Annotated in this window: 17 protein-coding genes, 1 tRNA gene and 1 rRNA gene; 13 read left to right on the plus strand and 6 right to left on the minus strand. The window is 40.8% G+C overall.

The features are described 5' to 3' along the window. Positions 1 to 37 precede the first annotated feature (37 nt). From H729_RS09535 to H729_RS06960, 12 genes are all read left to right on the plus strand, one after another. The gene (locus H729_RS09535) at positions 38 to 1,528 is read left to right on the plus strand and encodes a ComEC/Rec2 family competence protein (RefSeq protein WP_020449294.1); all 1,491 of its coding nucleotides are present in this window, start codon (positions 38 to 40) and stop codon (positions 1,526 to 1,528) included. 127 nt (positions 1,529 to 1,655) lie between these two features. Then, on the plus strand, positions 1,656 to 2,519 hold the full coding sequence (gene hisG / locus H729_RS06910) for an ATP phosphoribosyltransferase (protein WP_020449295.1): 864 nt from the start codon (positions 1,656 to 1,658) through the stop codon (positions 2,517 to 2,519). After that, positions 2,519 to 3,562 (plus strand): histidinol-phosphate transaminase, encoded by a 1,044-nt coding sequence (gene hisC, locus H729_RS06915; protein ID WP_020449296.1) that lies wholly within the window; start codon positions 2,519 to 2,521, stop codon positions 3,560 to 3,562. The genes hisG and hisC overlap by 1 nt, the downstream gene beginning before the upstream one ends. Continuing rightward, positions 3,556 to 4,221, plus strand: coding sequence for an imidazole glycerol phosphate synthase subunit HisH (gene hisH, locus H729_RS06920; RefSeq protein WP_020449297.1), 666 nt, complete (start codon positions 3,556 to 3,558; stop codon positions 4,219 to 4,221). Before hisC ends, hisH begins: the two co-directional genes overlap by 7 nt. Further along, positions 4,218 to 4,925, plus strand: coding sequence for a 1-(5-phosphoribosyl)-5-[(5-phosphoribosylamino)methylideneamino]imidazole-4-carboxamide isomerase (locus H729_RS06925; protein WP_020449298.1), 708 nt, complete (start codon positions 4,218 to 4,220; stop codon positions 4,923 to 4,925). Before hisH ends, H729_RS06925 begins: the two co-directional genes overlap by 4 nt. Next, complete coding sequence (locus H729_RS06930; protein WP_048134024.1) at positions 4,922 to 5,470, plus strand: imidazoleglycerol-phosphate dehydratase; 549 nt, start codon at positions 4,922 to 4,924, stop codon at positions 5,468 to 5,470. Before H729_RS06925 ends, H729_RS06930 begins: the two co-directional genes overlap by 4 nt. Further along, positions 5,471 to 6,223 (plus strand): imidazole glycerol phosphate synthase subunit HisF, encoded by a 753-nt coding sequence (gene hisF / locus H729_RS06935; RefSeq protein WP_020449300.1) that lies wholly within the window; start codon positions 5,471 to 5,473, stop codon positions 6,221 to 6,223. Next, complete coding sequence (hisIE, locus tag H729_RS06940; RefSeq protein WP_020449301.1) at positions 6,220 to 6,831, plus strand: bifunctional phosphoribosyl-AMP cyclohydrolase/phosphoribosyl-ATP diphosphatase HisIE; 612 nt, start codon at positions 6,220 to 6,222, stop codon at positions 6,829 to 6,831. The genes hisF and hisIE overlap by 4 nt, the downstream gene beginning before the upstream one ends. Then, positions 6,828 to 7,481, plus strand: coding sequence for a histidinol phosphate phosphatase domain-containing protein (locus H729_RS06945; RefSeq protein ID WP_020449302.1), 654 nt, complete (start codon positions 6,828 to 6,830; stop codon positions 7,479 to 7,481). The genes hisIE and H729_RS06945 overlap by 4 nt, the downstream gene beginning before the upstream one ends. Continuing rightward, positions 7,478 to 8,290, plus strand: a complete 813-nt coding sequence (pheA, locus tag H729_RS06950) for a prephenate dehydratase (RefSeq protein ID WP_020449303.1) — start codon at positions 7,478 to 7,480, stop codon at positions 8,288 to 8,290. Before H729_RS06945 ends, pheA begins: the two co-directional genes overlap by 4 nt. A 36-nt stretch (positions 8,291 to 8,326) precedes the next feature. After that, the gene (locus H729_RS06955; RefSeq protein WP_020449304.1) at positions 8,327 to 8,875 is read left to right on the plus strand and encodes a hypothetical protein; all 549 of its coding nucleotides are present in this window, start codon (positions 8,327 to 8,329) and stop codon (positions 8,873 to 8,875) included. Positions 8,876 to 9,068: 193 nt separating this feature from the next. After that, positions 9,069 to 9,851, plus strand: coding sequence for an S-methyl-5'-thioadenosine phosphorylase (locus H729_RS06960; protein WP_020449305.1), 783 nt, complete (start codon positions 9,069 to 9,071; stop codon positions 9,849 to 9,851). Between the two features lie 204 nt (positions 9,852 to 10,055). On the opposite strand, the gene H729_RS06965 is transcribed toward H729_RS06960, so the two are convergent. After that, positions 10,056 to 12,980: ribosomal RNA gene (locus H729_RS06965) — 23S ribosomal RNA — on the minus strand. A 472-nt stretch (positions 12,981 to 13,452) separates the two neighbouring features. On the opposite strand from H729_RS06965, the gene H729_RS06970 reads away from it, so the two are divergent. Further along, positions 13,453 to 13,524 (plus strand) — tRNA-Ala (locus H729_RS06970). 468 nt (positions 13,525 to 13,992) lie between these two features. Here H729_RS06970 and H729_RS06980 read toward each other — a convergent pair. The 5 genes from H729_RS06980 to tuf all read right to left on the minus strand — a co-directional run bounded on the left by H729_RS06980 (position 13,993) and on the right by tuf (position 19,294). Continuing rightward, positions 13,993 to 15,432, minus strand: coding sequence for a PH domain-containing protein (locus H729_RS06980; protein ID WP_020449307.1), 1,440 nt, complete (start codon positions 15,430 to 15,432; stop codon positions 13,993 to 13,995). Further along, a complete protein-coding gene (locus tag H729_RS06985; protein ID WP_172618680.1) occupies positions 15,419 to 15,808 on the minus strand; it encodes a PH domain-containing protein in 390 nt (129 codons plus the stop codon). Before H729_RS06985 ends, H729_RS06980 begins: the two co-directional genes overlap by 14 nt. 112 nt (positions 15,809 to 15,920) lie before the next feature. Further along, positions 15,921 to 17,567, minus strand: coding sequence for a dihydroxy-acid dehydratase (gene ilvD / locus H729_RS06990; RefSeq protein WP_020449309.1), 1,647 nt, complete (start codon positions 17,565 to 17,567; stop codon positions 15,921 to 15,923). 112 nt (positions 17,568 to 17,679) lie between these two features. Continuing rightward, positions 17,680 to 17,991: a 30S ribosomal protein S10 gene (gene rpsJ / locus H729_RS06995; RefSeq protein ID WP_020449310.1), complete on the minus strand. Its 312-nt coding sequence runs from the start codon at positions 17,989 to 17,991 to the stop codon at positions 17,680 to 17,682. 37 nt (positions 17,992 to 18,028) lie between these two features. Beyond that, complete coding sequence (tuf, locus tag H729_RS07000; RefSeq protein WP_020449311.1) at positions 18,029 to 19,294, minus strand: translation elongation factor EF-1 subunit alpha; 1,266 nt, start codon at positions 19,292 to 19,294, stop codon at positions 18,029 to 18,031. Between the last annotated feature and the right edge of the window lie 2 nt (positions 19,295 to 19,296).

A 19,296-nucleotide genomic window follows, 5' to 3' on the forward strand; every position in this document is an offset into this window, starting at 1 on the left:
AAAAAAACTATAAAGATACGAAACATATACACGACAGATGTCCAAATCTGCAAAAGGAATAATTGCGATAATCATAATTTTACTAGTAATTTGCATATTGGTGTACCCAGCACTATCTGATGAGGTATCAGATAACGAGGGATCAAAAGAGTATGAAGTTACATTTATCAATGGAAATGCCGAATATTTTAGGATAAATATTGATCCTGCTCACCCAACAATCGGGAACAATATGCCAAGTGCACCTTCATCCGAAAACGGTATGATCTTTGTAGGATGGAATACTAAAACTGACGGATCTGGCAATAATGTAACCTCAGACACTCAGATCAATAAAGATATTACAGTATTCGCAGTTTGGACAATCGAAGAAGAGAATGACAGAACCGGATTTACTTCTACATCAAGTCAGTCATACAAGATAGATGACAAGACAGTAGAGATAGTCTTGGGAGATCTATACCCAATTCCAAAGGTAGAAGAAGTCACGGTGATTGTGTATGACCCTGAAACTGGAAAACAGTGCAGAGGATCACTTGGCGGATCTGAATATACACTGTCATTTGATAATGTGCGGGTAAGCTTTCAGGACACAGATAATGATGGATTAATGGATTCCAATGAAAAACTGACATTTGAAGCAGACAATGGGTTAACTGCCGGAATATGGAATATTGAATTGGATTATGAGAATTATAAAAACGGAAATAACCAATTCCATTTTCACATATTCGAGAATGGTGAAGAAAGCTATCCTGAAAATGTAAGAGTTAATTTCCTAGACGTTGGGCAGGCCGATTCCGCATTAATATTCACATCAGACAACAAAACAATCCTGATTGATGCTGGAGTCCCTTTGAATAAGAAAACAGAATATGCTCCAAAGCTTATTGAGCAGTTAAAAAATTACCACGTAGAAAAGATAGATGCCATGATACTGACGCATCCGGATTACGATCACATTGCGGGTGCAGAAGCAGTTTTAGATGAGTATGATGTTTTGAGTGTATACATGTGCAAAAAAACAGCTAAGAGTGCAACATATACCAATCTGCTAAGCGCAATAGATCAAGAAGGCTGTGAAAAGCACATAGGAGATTTTTCAGCTGGGGATTATTTAAATTTAAGTACCACTGAAAATTTCAGAGTGTTATCTGTAGACAGCAAAACAAAGAATGATGCTAATTCAGCAAGCATCGTCATACGAATGAGTTGCGAATCGCATTCATTCTTATTTACCGGTGATGCTCCAGATAATGTTGAAATGGAGATGCTGCAGAGCTATTCGGATGAACTTGATACTGACATACTTAAAGTGGGCCATCACGGATCTAAATCATCAAGTTCCAGTGATTTCCTACAGGCTGTTACACCATCCATATCCGTAATATCATGTGGCAAGGATAATTCATATGGGCATCCGCACGAAGAAGCATTAGAAAGATTGAACACATATTCAGAAGAGGTCGTTAGGATAGATATCTCTGGAGCTTACAGCTACACATCATCTGGAAAGATCATTGACTGAGAAATACTCAACAGAACAATGCCGTATACTATCCGTATTTATGATGAAAATACAGCTGTAACCAGCTAGGCAAGATTCTTAATATATGGGAGCAATGATTGCCCCCACATATATACTGGTGAATCAGATGCCCATCAAACTGGCTGTACCAAACAAAGGACGATTAAATGAGCGCTCATTAGAGATGCTGAAGCGTGCTGGGTTAGAGATAGAAAACGGGGGAGACAGACTTCTCTTTGCATCTGTTAAAAATGGAAATTTCTCTGTTCTATTTCTAAGAGCTCAAGATATAGTGCGGTTTGTGCAAACCGGTGCGGTCGATGCAGGCATTACTGGTTGGGATCTTGTTCTAGAAAACGGCAATGGGGTAGAACTTGTAAGGGAAATGGGGTTCGGAAAATGCAGGCTTTCAGTAGCTGTTCCCGAGTCCTCAGGAATTAACTCTCTTGAAGACATTGCCGATGGTTCCAGGGTTGCGACTTCATTTCCCAATATGACGAAACAGTTCTTCGAAAGTATAGGTAAAAAAGTAGAAATCGCAGTCATCTCCGGAGCTGCTGAAGTAATGCCACGCATGGGTGTGGCTGATTTTATTACAGATTTGGTATCAAGCGGGAGCACTTTAAAAAGCAACAATCTCAGAGAACTAGCAGTTATCTCAGATTCTCAGGCCGTTTTGATAGCATCTAAAAACCTACACTCTGAAAAAATGAAGGAACTGGAAGAGCTTGCCAACGCGCTTGAAAGTGTAGAAATTGCTGAACATAAAAAGTACCTGATGGCAGACGTGCCGGTGGCTGTATTGGACGAGGTGAGAACATTTTTACCCGGAATAGACGGCCCAACCGTCATGAATATCGCAGGGAGAGATGATGTTGTGGCAATTCATGTTGTTATTGATAAATCACAGATATATAATACAGTAAACAAACTCAAAAAGCTTGGAGCTTCAGGCATATTAATCGTACCAATTGACAGGATGGTGCCGTAATGGAAGAATTGCGTCGAAGCACTGTAAGAGATCTAGAATTATATTATAATCCAAAGGTAAAAGCCATCAGGATGGATACATCAGTAAATGTAGTTGGACCCAACCCGGCAGTGAAAAAAGTACTTGAAGAGTGTATGGACATGGAAGTTAATCAATACCCGTCTCCATACTCTGATGATCTGCGTAAAGCATTGGCTGAAAGATATAATTTAGAGGCAGACAATTTCGTTGTAGGAAATGGATCTGATGAACTTCTGGATGTATCATTTAAATCATTTTTAGAATCCGGTGACGTTGTTGTCGCCCCACACCCGTCATATGTACTGCACAGCTTCTTCGTAAAGATAAACGGAGGATGTTTCGAAACTGTTGACTTACTCCCGGGATTCCAACTGGACGTAGATGGAATGCTAGAAAAGAAGAGTAAAATGATTATTCTGTGTACTCCAAATAATCCAACATCCAATTGTTTCAAAAGAGCTGATGTGAAAAGACTGATCGAAGAATATGATCGCCCGATAATCGTGGATGAAGCATATACCGAGTACACTTCAGAAGAGTATCTCTCATACGTAAATGAATTTGATAACCTGATAGTAACCAGAACTTTTTCAAAAGCATACGGGCTTGCTGGCATGAGAATCGGATATCTTGCAGCCAATAAGAAATTGGCAACCATGATGCAAAAGGTAAAAATTCCATATTCATTGAATAAGATAAGCGAAGCCGTGGCGATCGCAGCACTTCAGAACACAGAATATTTAGAAAAAGGTCAGAAGATTGTAAAGGAACAGCGCGAAAAACTATCCAACGGACTAAGAGAACTCGGATTTGAAGTATTCCCGTCTGATGGGAACTTCATTATGTTTAGAGTTAAAGTACCTTCTGATGAGTTTGTGTCAAGACTGGCTGCAAAGGGGATTTTGATTCGTGACTTTGGAAAACGCAGAATGCTTGAAAACTGTGTACGGACCACAATCGGAACAGAAGAATTGAATGAACTGCTCTTGAGTAAAATAAAAGAGGTGAACGAAGAGTGGTAGAGATTCGCCGTTCAGTAAAATATCCCGAATCCAATGACTCATATAGAATCGGCCAAAGGCCGAAGGTAAAAGTGTCCATTGTTGACTATGGGGTTGGAAATCTGCATTCAATAAGAAAAGCACTTGAATTAGCTGGTGCAAGACCTGTTATAGAATCAAATGTTAGAAATCTTTTGGATTCAGAAGTGATGATCTTTCCGGGTGTTGGAGCGTTTGATCCTGCAGCCGCGAAGCTAGAACCATACAGAGAAATAATATTAGACAGATTGAACGCTGGTACACCCTGTTTAGGAATCTGCATCGGGACCCATATATTATTCGAAGAAAGTGAAGAAGGATCAATACCTGGGATAGGATTTATGAAAGGCAGAGTAGAGAAGATTCATGGTGAAAAAATTCCTCACATGGGATGGAATAAAGTAACAACAGAAGACAAATATTTCACAGATGTAGAATCACCATATTTCTATTTTGCACATTCATATAGGGCCAATCCAGAAGAAGATATCATCAAAGGAACTACTGAATATTATGAAACGTTTCCATCAATAATGAGAAAGAAGAACACTGTAGCTGTACAGTTTCATCCAGAAAAGAGCGGAGCTTCTGGTGCTATATTTCTAAAAAATTTTGTAAAGTTCATTGAGGAAAAATTATGATTGTAATCCCAGCAGTTGATATCCTCGGAGGAAGAGCTGTCCAATTGGTAGGCGGGAAACCAGGAACAGAAAAAATCAGTCTGCCTGATCCGTGGAGTGTCGCAAAATCCTGGGAAGATAAGGGAGCAGAACGTCTGCATGTTGTAGACTTGGATGCTGCTATGAGCAACGGCGATAACCTATCTGCGATTTCATCAATAGTTGATCATACAAATGTACAGATCGAAGTCGGCGGGGGCATAAGAACTACAGAAAAAGCAGAGTCGCTGCTAGAACTAGGCGTTGATATCGTAGTTGGAACCCGCGCAGTTATGGACATTAAATGGCTGAAAGATCTAGCAGATTCATACCCATACCGCGTCATTCTGGCATTGGACGTTAAGAAAGGAATGATCCAGGTAAAAGGGTGGAAAGAATCCTCACCAGAATCATTAGAAAGTATTCTCAGAAACACGTCAGAGCTGCCGTTAAAAGGTGTACTGCACACTAATGTTGATGTAGAGGGTCAGAACAAGGGCATAAATGTAGAAGAGACTGAGAGTTTTAGAGCTATGTGCCCTCATCCAATCATCGAATCTGGCGGCATTTCAAGCAAGTCGGATATAGCCCTGTTAGAAAAGATCGGCATAGAATTTGCAGTGGTTGGAATGGCGATATACACAGGCGCCATAATGCCAGAAGATATATGGAGGAAACAAAAATGAGGGCGGCAAGTTTAAAAAGAAAAACTAAAGAGACTGATATTTCTATAAAAATTGACCTTGATGGCACAGGCGCATCTGCAGTATGCGTAGATGATCAGTTTTTCAAACATATGCTTGAAACATTCAGCAGATACAGTTCATTCGATCTCAATATAACTGCAACTGGAGATAATACGCATCATCTAATTGAAGATGTTGCTATAGCGTTGGGCAGAGCTTTTAAATCAGCGCTGGGAGAGGAACCAGTGGAGCGTGTTTCATTTTTCACACTACCAATGGATGATGCCCTAGTCATGGCATCTGTCGATATAGTGGACAGACCATGGTGTGATGCTGATTGTCCAGACGATTTATACTTACATTTCTTCCGCTCATTTTCAATGGCTTCGGGGATAACGCTGCACATATTGGTTTATCGTGGTTTCGATGATCATCACATCATCGAAGCGTCATTCAAAGCACTGGGTAAAGCCCTGAAAAATGCAGTAGTTGTTAGAAAGGACCTATTGAGCACTAAAAGTAAAGTAATTATGGAGAGTGACTGATTGCTTACTAAGAGAATAATACCATGCCTAGATGTTACAGATGGAAAGGTTGTGAAAGGAGTTAAATTCCAGAATCTCAAGGGAATCGGATACCCGCCAGATCTTGCTCACATGTATGAACAGCAGGGTGCTGATGAGATCACATTTTTAGATATTACTGCTACATCAGATGCAAGAGAAACACTTCTAAATATAGTAGAAAAAACCGCAGAAAAGATTTTTGTTCCACTGACTGTCGGCGGCGGAATCCGGTCTAAGGAGGATATGCGCGCTGCGCTAAAAGCAGGAGCAGATAAAGTGTCAATGAACAGTGCCGCAGTTCAGAATCCAGACATCATATCTGAATGTGCTGAAGAATTCGGAAGCCAATGCGTGGTAGTTGCCATTGATGCTAAAAAAGATGGAGAGTCGTGGAATGTTTACACACACGGCGGCAGAAATAAAGTAGATCTAGACTGTTTAGAGTGGGCTCAAAAAGTTGAAGATCTTGGTGCCGGAGAAATACTATTGACTAGTATGGATGCAGATGGAACAACAAATGGATATGATTTGGAATTAACAGAAAAAATAGCGGATCAAGTAAACATACCAGTCATAGCATCTGGTGGCTGTGGCACATTGGAACATATTTACGAAGTATTTTCACAGACCAATGCCTCCGCAGCACTGGCAGCTTCCATATTCCATTACGGCACATATACTGTAAATGATGTGAAAGCATACCTTCGCGATAAAGGAGTGCTCGTGAGATGAAATTGACTTATGATTCTAATGGGTTAATACCAGTAGTTGTTCAAGATTATCTGACCAATGAAGTTTTAATGGTGGCTTGGGCGAATGAAGAAGCATATGAAAAGATGCTCACCACTGGAAAAACACACTTCTGGTCGAGATCCCGACAAAAATTATGGATGAAAGGAGAAACATCTGGAAACGTACAGAACATAGTCTCCATTCAGACAGACTGTGATGCTGACACACTGCTTGTAAAGGTAAAACAGACTGGCAATGCATGCCATCTTGATAAACCATCTTGCTTTGATGAAGTGCTATATGGAAGCACCGAAAAAACAGCAGCGATAATACCTGAGCTCGTTAGAGTCATTCATGACAGAAAAGAAAATCCAAAAGAAGGCAGCTACACAAATGCTCTTCTCAATGATGAGGATAAGGTTCTAAAAAAGGTCATAGAGGAAGCAGGTGAGGTAGCAATCGCAGGCAAAGGCAAAGACAGAGATGCACAGATTTGGGAAGCTGCTGATCTAATCTATCACCAACTTGTGATGTATGAATATTTAGGACTTCCAATGGATGAAGTCTTTGGGAAATTAACTCGCCGACATGGGGGTTCAAAAGAATGAGAATTGACTTGCATATGCATACATTTCTCAGTGACGGAGAGCTTTTACCAATAGAATTAGCAAGAAGAGCAGCGGTAATGAACCATGAAGCAATAGCATTTACAGATCATGCATCGCTGAGCAATCTAGAAGACATAATTTCAAAATGTACAAAGGATGCAATTCTTGCTGAAGAATATGGATTAAAGGTTCTTCCTGGAGTGGAAATTACACATGTCCCGCCGTCTAAAATTTCAGAAGTTTCTGAAAAAGCTAAAAAGATGGGGGCAAAAATTGTAGTTATACATGGAGAAACCATATCTGAACCAGTAGCACCAGGAACAAACCATGCATCTGTTGTGTGCGAGTATGTTGATATTTTAGCTCACCCAGGATTCATTACTGAAGACGATGCTAAATTAGCTGCAGACAATGGCATCGCTTTAGAGATTACGTCTCGACCATCTCATGCATTGACGAACGGGCATGTCGCTGCTGTAGCAAAAAAATATGGCGCAAACATGGTAGTTGATACAGATACCCACTCACCTAAAGACTTGATCACAGAAGAGAGAGCGATTCAGATTGCAATGGGGGCAGGTCTTAGCAATTCAGAAGCTGAAAAATGTGTATATGATATTCCTAAGAGTTTGGTAAGGAAATTGATATGAACCTTCGGATTGCATTTCAAGGAATCAAAGGGGCATACAGCGAAGATGCATGCAATAAGCTGTTCGGCGACTCTGAAACGTTACCCTGCCATGATTTTTATGAGCTGTTTTCAAAAGTAGCCTGCGGAGATGCTACCCACGGCGTAGTTCCTGTAGAAAATTCACTTCATGGCAGCGTTACACAAGTAAATGATCTTTTACTGGAAAATGATCTTACAGTTACTAAAGAGACTGTCGTTCAGATTAAGCATTGTCTGATAATACAACCTGATTCAGACTTATCTAAAATTAAAAGAGTGTATTCTCACCCACAGGCATTGGGGCAATGCAGCAAATACCTTAACGAAATGCCGTGGGAAATAATGTCTGCATACGATACAGCAGGGTCAGTAAAAATGATTGCGGATGACGGTTCTGAAGAAGAAGCCGCGATAGCATCAAGACGCGCGGCAGAAGAATATAACATGAAAATTGCAGCAGAGAATATACAAAATGAACCTCTGAATTACACCAGATTTTTTGTTATAGAAAAGAATCCTGAAAAACAAGAAGGAGATCGTTTTTCAATAGCATTTGCTGTAAAAGATGCTCCCGGCTCATTATGCGAAGCCTTGAAATATTTTGCAGAGAACAATGTTAATCTTACCAGGCTAGAATCAAGGCCAAGAAAGAATCATCCTTGGGAATATGTATTCTATGCAGACATGGATTGGAGCGAGCGCGCCTCAAAAGCAACGGCAGAATTAAACAAAAAAGCTGCATTTGTGAAAGTACTTGGAAGATATTCACGGATAATTAAAGATATATGACCAAAACATTTATTCTACAAATTTGATCACTGTTCGATGGCAAGACGCAGACGTGGCAACACAATTGAAGAAGAAAAACCTATCTATACTGAAAAAATACCCTTGAGCCTCATGCCAAGAAAATGGATGAGAGGTAAAAAATGGAACATCCTCGAAAATCTAGGGAGGTTTGTTGGAGTATTTCTTATATTTATGGCAATTTTGTCTGCAATTTATGGCTTGGAGATAGTTTATCCAGTTATCTTTCTGATCGGAGCTCTGCTGATATTTTACATAACAGAAGTAATAAGTCCAGACGCTCAGAGAGTGATTAGACCGATAAGAGTCTATAAAAATGGAGTTTTGGTGTATACGACTAGCTTTGAAAAGGCATTGGGGAAAAAATCATTCATGACTTCAGATGATTTAAGGGGGATTAAAGTAAAAAGAATGAATCTTCAAACAGAAAATGGCATCCAAAACCTTCCTATACACCTAACATTCGTACTCAAAAATAATATGAAAATAAAGATGGGACGAAGAAATTGTACAGAACTGATGAGCATTATAGATCTGTTAGATGGCCTTGGCATCAAAGAATTGTAAGCATGCATAATCTGGTGACACTCGAAACTATACACACGATTAAAATAATTCAAGTATAGTACTAGAGTGTTATCAGAAAAGATTATTTAGACTTCTTGAAAATAATTCAAGAAAGTTAACAATATTGATATTTACAATTAAAGATAGGATCGAGCTCATAAACTAAAATATATTAACAATGCATCTTAATGATATGCAGCCAAAAATCGGCATCATTGGGGGTACAGGAGTGTACCCGGACAAATTAGAGATAGTAAACGAAATAGATATTCATACACCATATGGATCTCCATCCAGCTCAATAGCAATTGGCGTTATGAATGGAATAGAAGTAGCATTTCTCCCACGTCATGGAAAAAATCATACCATTCCACCACATATGATCAATTATAGAGCCAACATATATGCATTAAAACAACTTGGAATTGAGAGAATAATATCACCTTGCGCAGTAGGATCACTCAAGGAAGAGTATAAACCTGGCGACATGGTCATTGTCGATCAATTTATCGATTTTACAAAGTCAAGAAAATATACATTTTTTGATGGTCCTAAAACAGAGCACATTGCAATACCTGATCCATTCTGTCCTGAATTAAATCAGATTGCAGAAATTGAGTGCAAGAATCTAAAGATAAACTCACACAATAATGGAACATGTGTATGCATAGAAGGACCCAGATTCTCAACTCGCGCAGAATCTAAGATGTTTAGACAATTTGCTGATATTATCAGCATGACCATTGTTCCCGAATGCCAATTAGCTAGGGAAATGAATATGTGTTACATGTCACTGGCAACAATTACAGACTACGATGCGTGGTCTGAAGAAACTGTAGATGCAATGACTGTATCAAAAGTTATGGAAGAAAATTCTGAAAAAATCAGGAATTTATTAGGGGCAATTATACCAAAAATACCAGTTAAACGAGAAAAATGCAACTGCCCTAAAACATTAGAGTCATCAGCACTCTAATATTTTTTTATATGATCGAGGGGTGTATAACCCCAGATCCCTTAATTTATTGATTTGAGTAGATCATTAAACCTGATCCATGTATTTTACAAAAAAATCTAAATTAAACTACTAAAGTCAAATTACAGTAAAATAACTTATCAAAAATCCAATTAAGGGATGGAAGAAGATCATACGCAACTCGATTGACTGTCAAGTCGACACGTTCGCGACGAAGCAAACGTTAGTAACTGCGGGCTGAATATCTCGGAAAACCTTGATACTTACACCCCAGTCCTATCAAACTCATCATTTATGAGCGTTCTAAGATGCCTCTTTTCCGGGGGAGTTTCGAGCTTAGATGCTTTCAGCTCTTATCCCTTACAGCGTGGCTGCTCAGCAGTGCCTTGCCAGACAACTGATGAACTAGAGGCTACGAATCCCCGTTCCTCTCGTACTAAAGGATCCTTCCCGTCAGGCATCAATACACTTCCACCAAAAAGCAACAAACCTGTCTCACGACGGTCTGAACCCAGCTCACGATCCCTTTTAATGGGCGAACAACCCCACCCTTGGTAGCTGCTGCACCACCAGGATAGGGAGAGCCGACAGCGAAGTAGCAAACCGCTAGGTCGATATGAACTCTTGCTAGCGACGACTCAGTTATCCCCAGGGTAACTTTTCTGTTATCACTCGCCCCCATTCAGAAGGCTGAGTGGTTCGCTAAGCCCTACTTTCGTATCGCCGATTGTTATTGTCCCAACCGACGTCAAGCCAGCTTTTACCTTTGCATTCAACGGCAGATTTCTGACCTGCCTGAGCTGACCATTGGGCGCGCTTGTTATCTTTTTGAGCGCGTGGCGCCCCACCCAAACTGCCCACCTATAGCTGTCCTCTCAGAAAGAGTAAGTGGTACGAGTCCTAAAGGGCAGTGTTTCATTGATGTCTCGGAACTTGCCTGGCGGCAAGCCCTGATAACGACTCCTGCCTACGCTACACATTAGGGCTCGTATCACAACAACAGGTTGTAGTAAAGCTCCATGGGGTCTTCGCTTTCAGGTGGAAGATACCGGATTGTGCGCCGGTACTATCAGTTTCACCGGCTTCGAAGCGGGGACAGTAGAGCTCTCGTTGTGCCTTCATGCAAGTCGCCAATTAAGCGACAAGGTATTACGCTACCTTAAGAGGGTCATAGTTACCCCCGCCGTTTAACGGTCCTTCGCTCAGTTGAACCCGAGTTTCAGATACCGTCACTGGGCAGGCTTCAGCCACAATACACATCCTTTCGAACTAGCTGTGACCTATGTTTTTGTTAAACAGTCGGAGCTCCCTTGTTACTGAGACCAGCCATCTTCATGGCTGGCACCCCTTCTACCAAAGGTACGGGGCTATTTTGCCGAATTCCCTCGCTACGATTACGCCGACACGCCTTAGGCTTCTCACCTAGGGGCACCTGTGTCAGTTCTTGGTACGAACATAACAGACTAAACTAATACAATTTTCATTGATACCTGGAATCAGCTGAAGCAAGCCTTCGCTTGCCTACTCGCGCATTCACCTAATTCTCACCATTACGGTACTCCAAAGGCTTCGACGCTTGAACAGATTGACACCCCTGCTCAGCTTATCCGGATATGTTTCATATTAGGCGATGACTATTATAGCACAGGAATATTAACCTGTTTCCCTTTCGGCAACTTCGATTAAGAGTTGTCTTAGGATCGGCTAACCCTCGGCTGACGAACATTGCCGAGGAACCCTGGCCCCTGCGGCGGAATGGATTCTCACCATTCTTTGCTGCTACTCCTACCAGCATCCATATACGAGCACGGTCCACTTGACCTCACGGCCAAACTTCCACCCATGCACGTCACCTCTCTACCAGATCACCTTGCGGTGCTCTGAGGTATCGGTAACCGGCTTTAGACCCGTCTCTCTTCCCGGCCCATAATCTCGACCGGTGAGCTGTTACGCTTTCTTTAAAGGGTGGCTGCTTCTAAGCCCACCTCCCGGTTGTTTTAGACTACGGACTCGGTTTCATGTTTCACTTAGCCGGTATTTAGGGACCTTAACCTCAGGCTGGATTCATTTCCTTATGGACCCCAAGCTTACCCCAGAGGCCCTCAATCCCAGCGTCTTCGGCGATCGCAGGTTCGGAGTTTAACAAGAGACCGACCGATTTCTCGGCCTAAATCCCTAATTGGTCGCTCTACCCCACAATCTACCTCGGCTGAGGTCTTGCTGCGACAAGTTTCGAGAGGAACCAGCTATTTCCAGTTTAGATTGGCCTTTCACCCCTATACGCAGGTCATCAGAAAGATTTGCACATCATCACCTGTTCGGACCTCCACCCCCCTTTCGAAGGGCTTCATCCTGCCCACGCATAGATCAACTGGCTTCGGGTATCCCACCAGTGACTCCAGGCGAGCACACCTCGCACCTCACCCGAAGGTTGCGTGCTTGTTGGTTTCCCTTTGATTCCAATATTCAATATTTTAATCTCGCCACTGATCAGAACTCGCTGGCCCGTTATTCAAAACGGATGATGCAACGCTGCTCCACCATAAAGGTTTCTTAGCTTCCACGCCACATCAGTTTATAGTTATATAGTTTCAGGCTCTTTTAACCTCCCGTCAAGGGTGCTTTTCAGTTTTCACTCACGCTACTACTGCGCTATCGGTCTCAAGACGTATTTAGAGTTAGAGATGAATGTTCCCTAGCTTCACGCGCGATATCCAACGCACGTTACTCCGGAGCACCAAAACTCATCTTTCCAACTTACCCCTAAAGGGCTATCACCCACTATGGCGCGTCTTTCCAGACGACTTCAGGTTAGTTGGTTAAGACGTATCTGGGTCCACTACACCACATCTCCCTCATATTTCTACAAGGGATTCGGTTTGCTCTGTGCCGCGTTCGATCGCCTTTACTGACGGCATCTCGGTGATTTCTTTTCCTGCGGGTACTAAGATGTTTCAATCCCCCGCGTTCCCGTTCATTACTGAACATTCCGAAGAATAGGAAGTCCCATTCGGCGGTCACCGGATCATAGACTTCTTGCGTCTACCCGGCGCATATCGCTGCTTGACACGACCTTCATCGGCGCTTGAGCCGAGCCATTCCCTATATAACGTAGCATATGCCGCTACTTGTGTCGACTTAACACACGTCCGAATTGCATATGATCGAATTCACTGAACAACAATGTTATCTTCCAAACCACTGTTGTCCTCCATCTCTTCCCCGGGAAATACATTTCTCGGGTGCACATTAAACGTTACTGTGATTGCGTCCGAATATTTCTATTCGATCGCAGCTCCCCTCCATATCTGAAGGAGTATTTATAGCTTACCATAGGAGGCTATCCTATGTCCCTGAAGTCTTACCGACTTACTCAGGTATCCCATGCTATACACAACTACTATATAAATATTTCTAAAAATCCCACATCAACCGCACAAAGATAGGATAAATCTAGGCGATTGTGAGAATATAGCTTAGATAATGATGAGATTTTGGTACTTAATAGTGTATATTATAAAGCGAATTATTGCAAATATGCTAGATTTTAGGGTTTTGAATCGAAGTCTATATATGTAAGTGTATAATACAGGGAAATATAGGGCTGATAGATCAGCGGTAGATCGCATGATTTGCAATCATGAGGCCGCGGGTTCAAGTCCCGCTCAGTCCACTTTTTTACTACTTTATAAAGTATAGATCTGGCTCATCAGAGTCATTAGATAATGAAAACACAGCCTGGCAAGATTAATAAGCTCGGCGTTAACCCAATTCAACAGAATAGACTGTGAACTGTTGGTTGGGCTATCGTCAAAAAAATTTCATCCGTACGATCACCCAGGATATTTGAACTCGATTCTTTTGGAATCTGATATTAACGTTGACGATTCCCAATGTGCAAATTCAACATCATACAAAGCGAAGTCAATAAAAGAAAAATAAAATGGCACAGATCGTCCTCCATTTATTGGATATAGATATAACCGCATACACCAAAAGAAGAACTAAAGTGGAAAACATGCCTGGCAATTGTTTATCAATTGAAGGACACGGACATATATATTCCCTGGTTCGAACCTACCAATTATATGCAGATAAGTTAATTCAAATATGGAAAATGCAAAAAAAGAAAGAGTGATGATTAAGCTCCGCTGAATTTATAATCATACTCTCCGTCACACAGTCTTTCTAATATCCGATCAGATATTTTTGAGAGATCAGCTTCATAAAAATATCCAGAACTGATATTACGTTCACCTACTGAAGACAATAACGAGATTTTACATTTTGCAAGATCAAAATGTCTTGCTATGTGAGAAGCCCGTATTTCAATAATCTGGACGCGATCATATGAAACAATAGACATCTCTCTATCCAATACTCCATTTACAAAGGTAAACAGATCGTTTCCCATATCGAATTCCATTATTGAATATGAATAGTAAGCACAAATGAATAATGAAAAGACTGTTAAGACTGCCATGATAAGAAAGACATATAAGACATATGATGAAATCGCAGAATCATCAAAGTATGACATGGATGCATACCCAATGATCGAAATAATCAAGACAGAGATGATAACTGCTATAGAGTATTCAAACAAGATTGGGTATCTAGCAGCTGCTGGTTGTTTCAATGAGAAATGATCGTAAATAAATTCTGGTAAAACTTCACTCATGACTACAGGTATGAGATTATTATTTGCAAGAAGACAGATTGTAGGTTTTTTACCATCTGAATCACTTAATCCAACAACCTCTAGTTCAATTAAAGACTTATGCAGCAATCTGGCTAAAAGTGGCTGCTTTATGCATACTGCATTTATTCTCGAAATTTTGAATGATGATTTGTATGTCTGAAGCATCCCATGTTGTACATGGATTGTGTCTCCAGTACGATACATTTTAAAATTGTAGAATTTAATTACTCCACCCAGTGAAGGGAATATTTCTACCAATATGAAGAGAATCAATGGAATGGTTATCCCTGAACCTTGCAAGAAGATGGAGATAATTGTCCACATCAGAAAAATCAGTGCTAAGATAGACTGACCAGTTGGCATTCCAAAGATACTGTGAATTAAGATGTCCTTAAATGTAAAGTTGATTAATGGTTTGACAACGTCATCTTCTATGCAGTCTGTGTTATTGAATACCTTTGATGAGAGTTCTGATTTGATTTTTACAGCTAAGTCTTCACTAAATACCAACGTTGCTTCTGCATTTAAAGCATTAACGCCAGAGTTAATATTTATTTTAATGGCAGAGGTACCAAATATTCTATTCAAGACTTTACGTTCTATATTTATAGATGCGATTTTACTATAGGGTATGGTCTTTTTCATTTTTGATACTAAATTCCTTTCGATTACCAATTCATCGTCTTTAAAATAAATTAATGTTCTTTTCCACCAGACATATGATATTACAACAGCGGCTACCATTAACAAAAAAATATACTTGGCATACGAAGTTGTCCCATAGATTACAGCAAACAAAATTGCTAATGTAAACAAGGCTCCAAGTAATTGTTCCAGTATAATGGAAGGATGATGTCTAAATCCATCATTGCTGTTCAATAGAACTACCTCGATTCGCAATCATTGACCTAACGAATTCATTTAACAGTTCAGCAATTTGTTCTGCATCTTGACTGTCTAAAAATTCTAATCTGACCTTACCGCCTGCAGTTGTGATTTCTATATCTGCAAGACCAAATATATTATTTATCGGTCCTTTTGTTATCTCAACCTGATGAATTCTTTCAACAGGAACTAAGATACGCCTCAGGATAATTATTCCGCGCTTGATGTCGATTTTTTCATTAGTAACTAGATATCGATAATGATGATAATATATGTGTGGTGCTATAATGATATAAATGAGTGAAATAATTATCAAGATGCCCATTGAATATTTTACATACTCCAGATATTCATAGTTATGAGTATTCATTAAGTAATAAATTACATAAAATACAATAATTAAAAATATGAAAGATATGATATACCCAATATACATGGAATATATCGATTTATGATTGAGCATTTTATACTCAGTCATTATTTCACTCCAAGTATGCTCCTTCGGAGGCATCCTGAACTAGTTCTCTATACTTTTTCAAAACACCTATAGGCTTGCGATCCAAGACAGTAATGTGTTTCATACGTTCAGTCAACTCCTCATCAGATATGCAAAGAGTTAATTTTCGTTCTGGAATATTGATCTCAATTATATCTCCATTATTCACTGCAGCTATCGGACCACAGTTAAAAGCCTCTGGAGATACGTGACCAATACTACCTCCACGTGTAGCACCAGAAAATCTGCCATCTGTAATGAGTGCAACGGAATCACCAAGTCCCATACCTGCAATCAAACTTGTTGGTGAAAGCATTTCTGGCATCCCTGGCGCGCCTTTCGGACCTTCGTATCGAATAACTACAACGGAACCCGCTTTTACATTTCCTGCAGTTATTGAATCAATAGCATCCTGCTCAGAATCAAAAACAATAGCAGCACCCTTGAATTTCATCATTTTTTCACTAACGGCTGCTTGTTTAACTATCGCACCTTTTGGTGCAAGATTTCCTTTTAAAACAGCTATGCCACCTTCAGAATGAAACGGATTGTCCAAAGATCTGATCACTGCGTCATCAAGCACACTGGATTTGGCTGCAATATCCATCAATGATCTACCATTTACCGTCGGAGTATCCTCCAGATGATCTTTCAATCGATACAGGATTGCAGGTACGCCACCTGCATTATCGAGATCTCTTATGCTGTATGGCCCACTTGGCCTTAGACTAGTTATGTGTGAAATCTGCTTAGAGATTGAATCAAACTCATCCAGAGAAATTGAATAACCAAATGACTTTGCAATTGCAGGAATGTGCAACGCAGTGTTTGTAGATCCGCCTATGGCCATATCAACTTTTATCGCATTTCTAAAGGATTTTAGGTCTATAATGTCATGAGAAGTGATATTCTTCTTTATCAATTCTACAATTTTATGCCCGGTTTCTCTTGCAATTTTTAGCTTTTTATCATCAACAGCTAGGGAAGTTCCACATCCAGTTAGGCTTAAACCAAGTACTTCCGTAAGACAAGCCATAGTATTTGCAGTAAATAAACCTGAACAACTTCCTTCACCTGGGCAGGCGGCACATTCGATACCAGTTACATAAGATTCGTCAACCTTGCCTGCTTGGTATTCCCCAATAGCTTCAAAAATGGATTGAAGATCTAAGTTTTTTCCATCTTTAACGCCGACCTCCATCGCGCCACCGGTCAGCATCATTGTAGGAATATTCATTCTCCCAGCCGCAATTAGCATACCCGGTGTAACTTTATCGCAATTTGTTACTCCTACCCATCCATCTAAAGCATGAGCTTCTACCATAATTTCGCAACAGTCCGCAATTGTTTCCCTGGAAACCAATGAGTACCTCATGCCCTTGTGGCCCATTGCAATGCCATCACAAACTGCTGGTACTCCAAAAACAAAGGGGACACCCCCTGCTTCAACTATTCCTTTTTTAATCTCATCAACAAGACGATTCAGATGTATATGTCCAGGAACGATCTCATTCCAAGAATTTGCAATACCAACAAAAGGTTTTTTCATCTGTTCATCAGTCAAACCAGTTGCACGTAGCAAACTACGGCTTGGTGCTTTTTCAAGTCCTGACTTTATCTGATCGCTTCTCATTGAGTTTACGATAACATGACATGTAAAAATAATTATCCTATGATGCTTTAATAATATTCGAAAAGAACTAATAAAAAATAGATAAATGGGAAGGAGTTTAGAATGTGTTGGTTTAAGATCTCAATACGATCTCAATATTTACGCCATCAGGAACCTGAATTCTCATGAGCTGCCTTAATGCACGCTCATCAGCATCAAGATCGATCAGACGCTTGTGGATACGCATTTCCCAACGGTCCCATGTTTCAGAACCTTCTCCATCAGGACATTTCCTGACTGGAACAACTAATCTCTTAGTCGGAAGTGGAATGGGTCCACGGATCGCAACCCCAGTTCTTTGAGAAATAGATTTAATCTGACCACAGACGCTATCTACTTTCTTGGGATCTGTACCGCTTAATGATATTCTTGCTCTCTGTGCCATAGACATTCGCCCCAAAAAAATTGGGAGGGGAAGAAGATTACTGCACCTTCTTCTCAACGTCTAAACAGACACCAGCAGCTACAGTCTGACCCATATCACGGATAGCAAACCTGCCAAGCTGTGGGAATTCTTTAGCTTTCTCAATGACCATAGGCCTGGAAGGCTGAATTCTTACGATTGCTGCATCTCCAGTCTTTAAGAACTGTGGGTTCTCTTCTTTGACTGAACCGGTAGCTGGATCGAGTTTAGCCAGGAGCTCTACAAAGGTACAAGCTATCTGCATGGTGTGGCAGTGGAATACTGGTGTGTATCCAACGGTGATGACAGATGGGTGGTTAAGAACCATTACCTGAGCTTTGAATGATTTTGCAACGGTTGGTGGATTGTCGACTGGACCAGCAACATCTCCTCTGCGTACATCATTCTTGGCGATACCACGGACGTTGAAACCAACGTTATCACCTGGAATTGCCTGAGGTAACTGTTCATGGTGCATTTCGATACTCTTTACTTCACCGACAACGTGTGATGGTTCAAAGATAACCTTTGTATCTGGTTTCAGTACACCACATTCCACACGTCCTACTGGAACTGTTCCGATACCTGTGATAGTATAAACATCCTGAACAGGAAGCCTGAGTGGTAACTCGGTGGCCTTTGCTGGTTCTTTCAAGTTATTAAGAGCTTCCAAGATTGTAGGTCCTTTATACCAAGGCATGTTTTCAGAGCGCTTGGTAGCGTTGTCACCAGTGTATGCAGAGTACGGAATAACTGGTACATCTTTGTAACCGGTGAGTTTAAGAAGCTTCTCAACTTCGCCTTTTGCTTCATTATATTTCTCTTCAGACCACTTTACAGCATCCATTTTGTTAAGACCAATGATGAGCTGCCTTACACCAAGTGTGAATGCAAGGAATAAGTGTTCTCTTGTCTGTGCCTGAGGTCCTTCAACTGCAGATACGACTAATACTGCTGCATCTGCCTGAGAGGTACCGGTGATCATGTTTTTAACGAAGTCACGGTGACCAGGTGCATCGATGACGGTGAAATAATACTTATCAGTATTGAATTTCTTGTGAGCAACATCGATTGTCACACCCCTGTCCCTCTCTTCCTTTAGAGAGTCCATAACCCATGCAAATTCAAAAGTGGCTTTTCCAGTCTCTTCAGCCATCTTTCTATATTTTTCAATCAAATATGCATCCACGTTTCCAGTATCGGCGAGCATACGACCTACGGATGTAGATTTACCGTGATCGACGTGACCGATGAAGACTAAATTCATGTGTGGTTTCTCTGCCATTT

The organism is Candidatus Methanomassiliicoccus intestinalis Issoire-Mx1 (assembly GCF_000404225.1).
Lineage (GTDB): Archaea > Thermoplasmatota > Thermoplasmata > Methanomassiliicoccales > Methanomassiliicoccaceae > Methanomassiliicoccus_A > Methanomassiliicoccus_A intestinalis.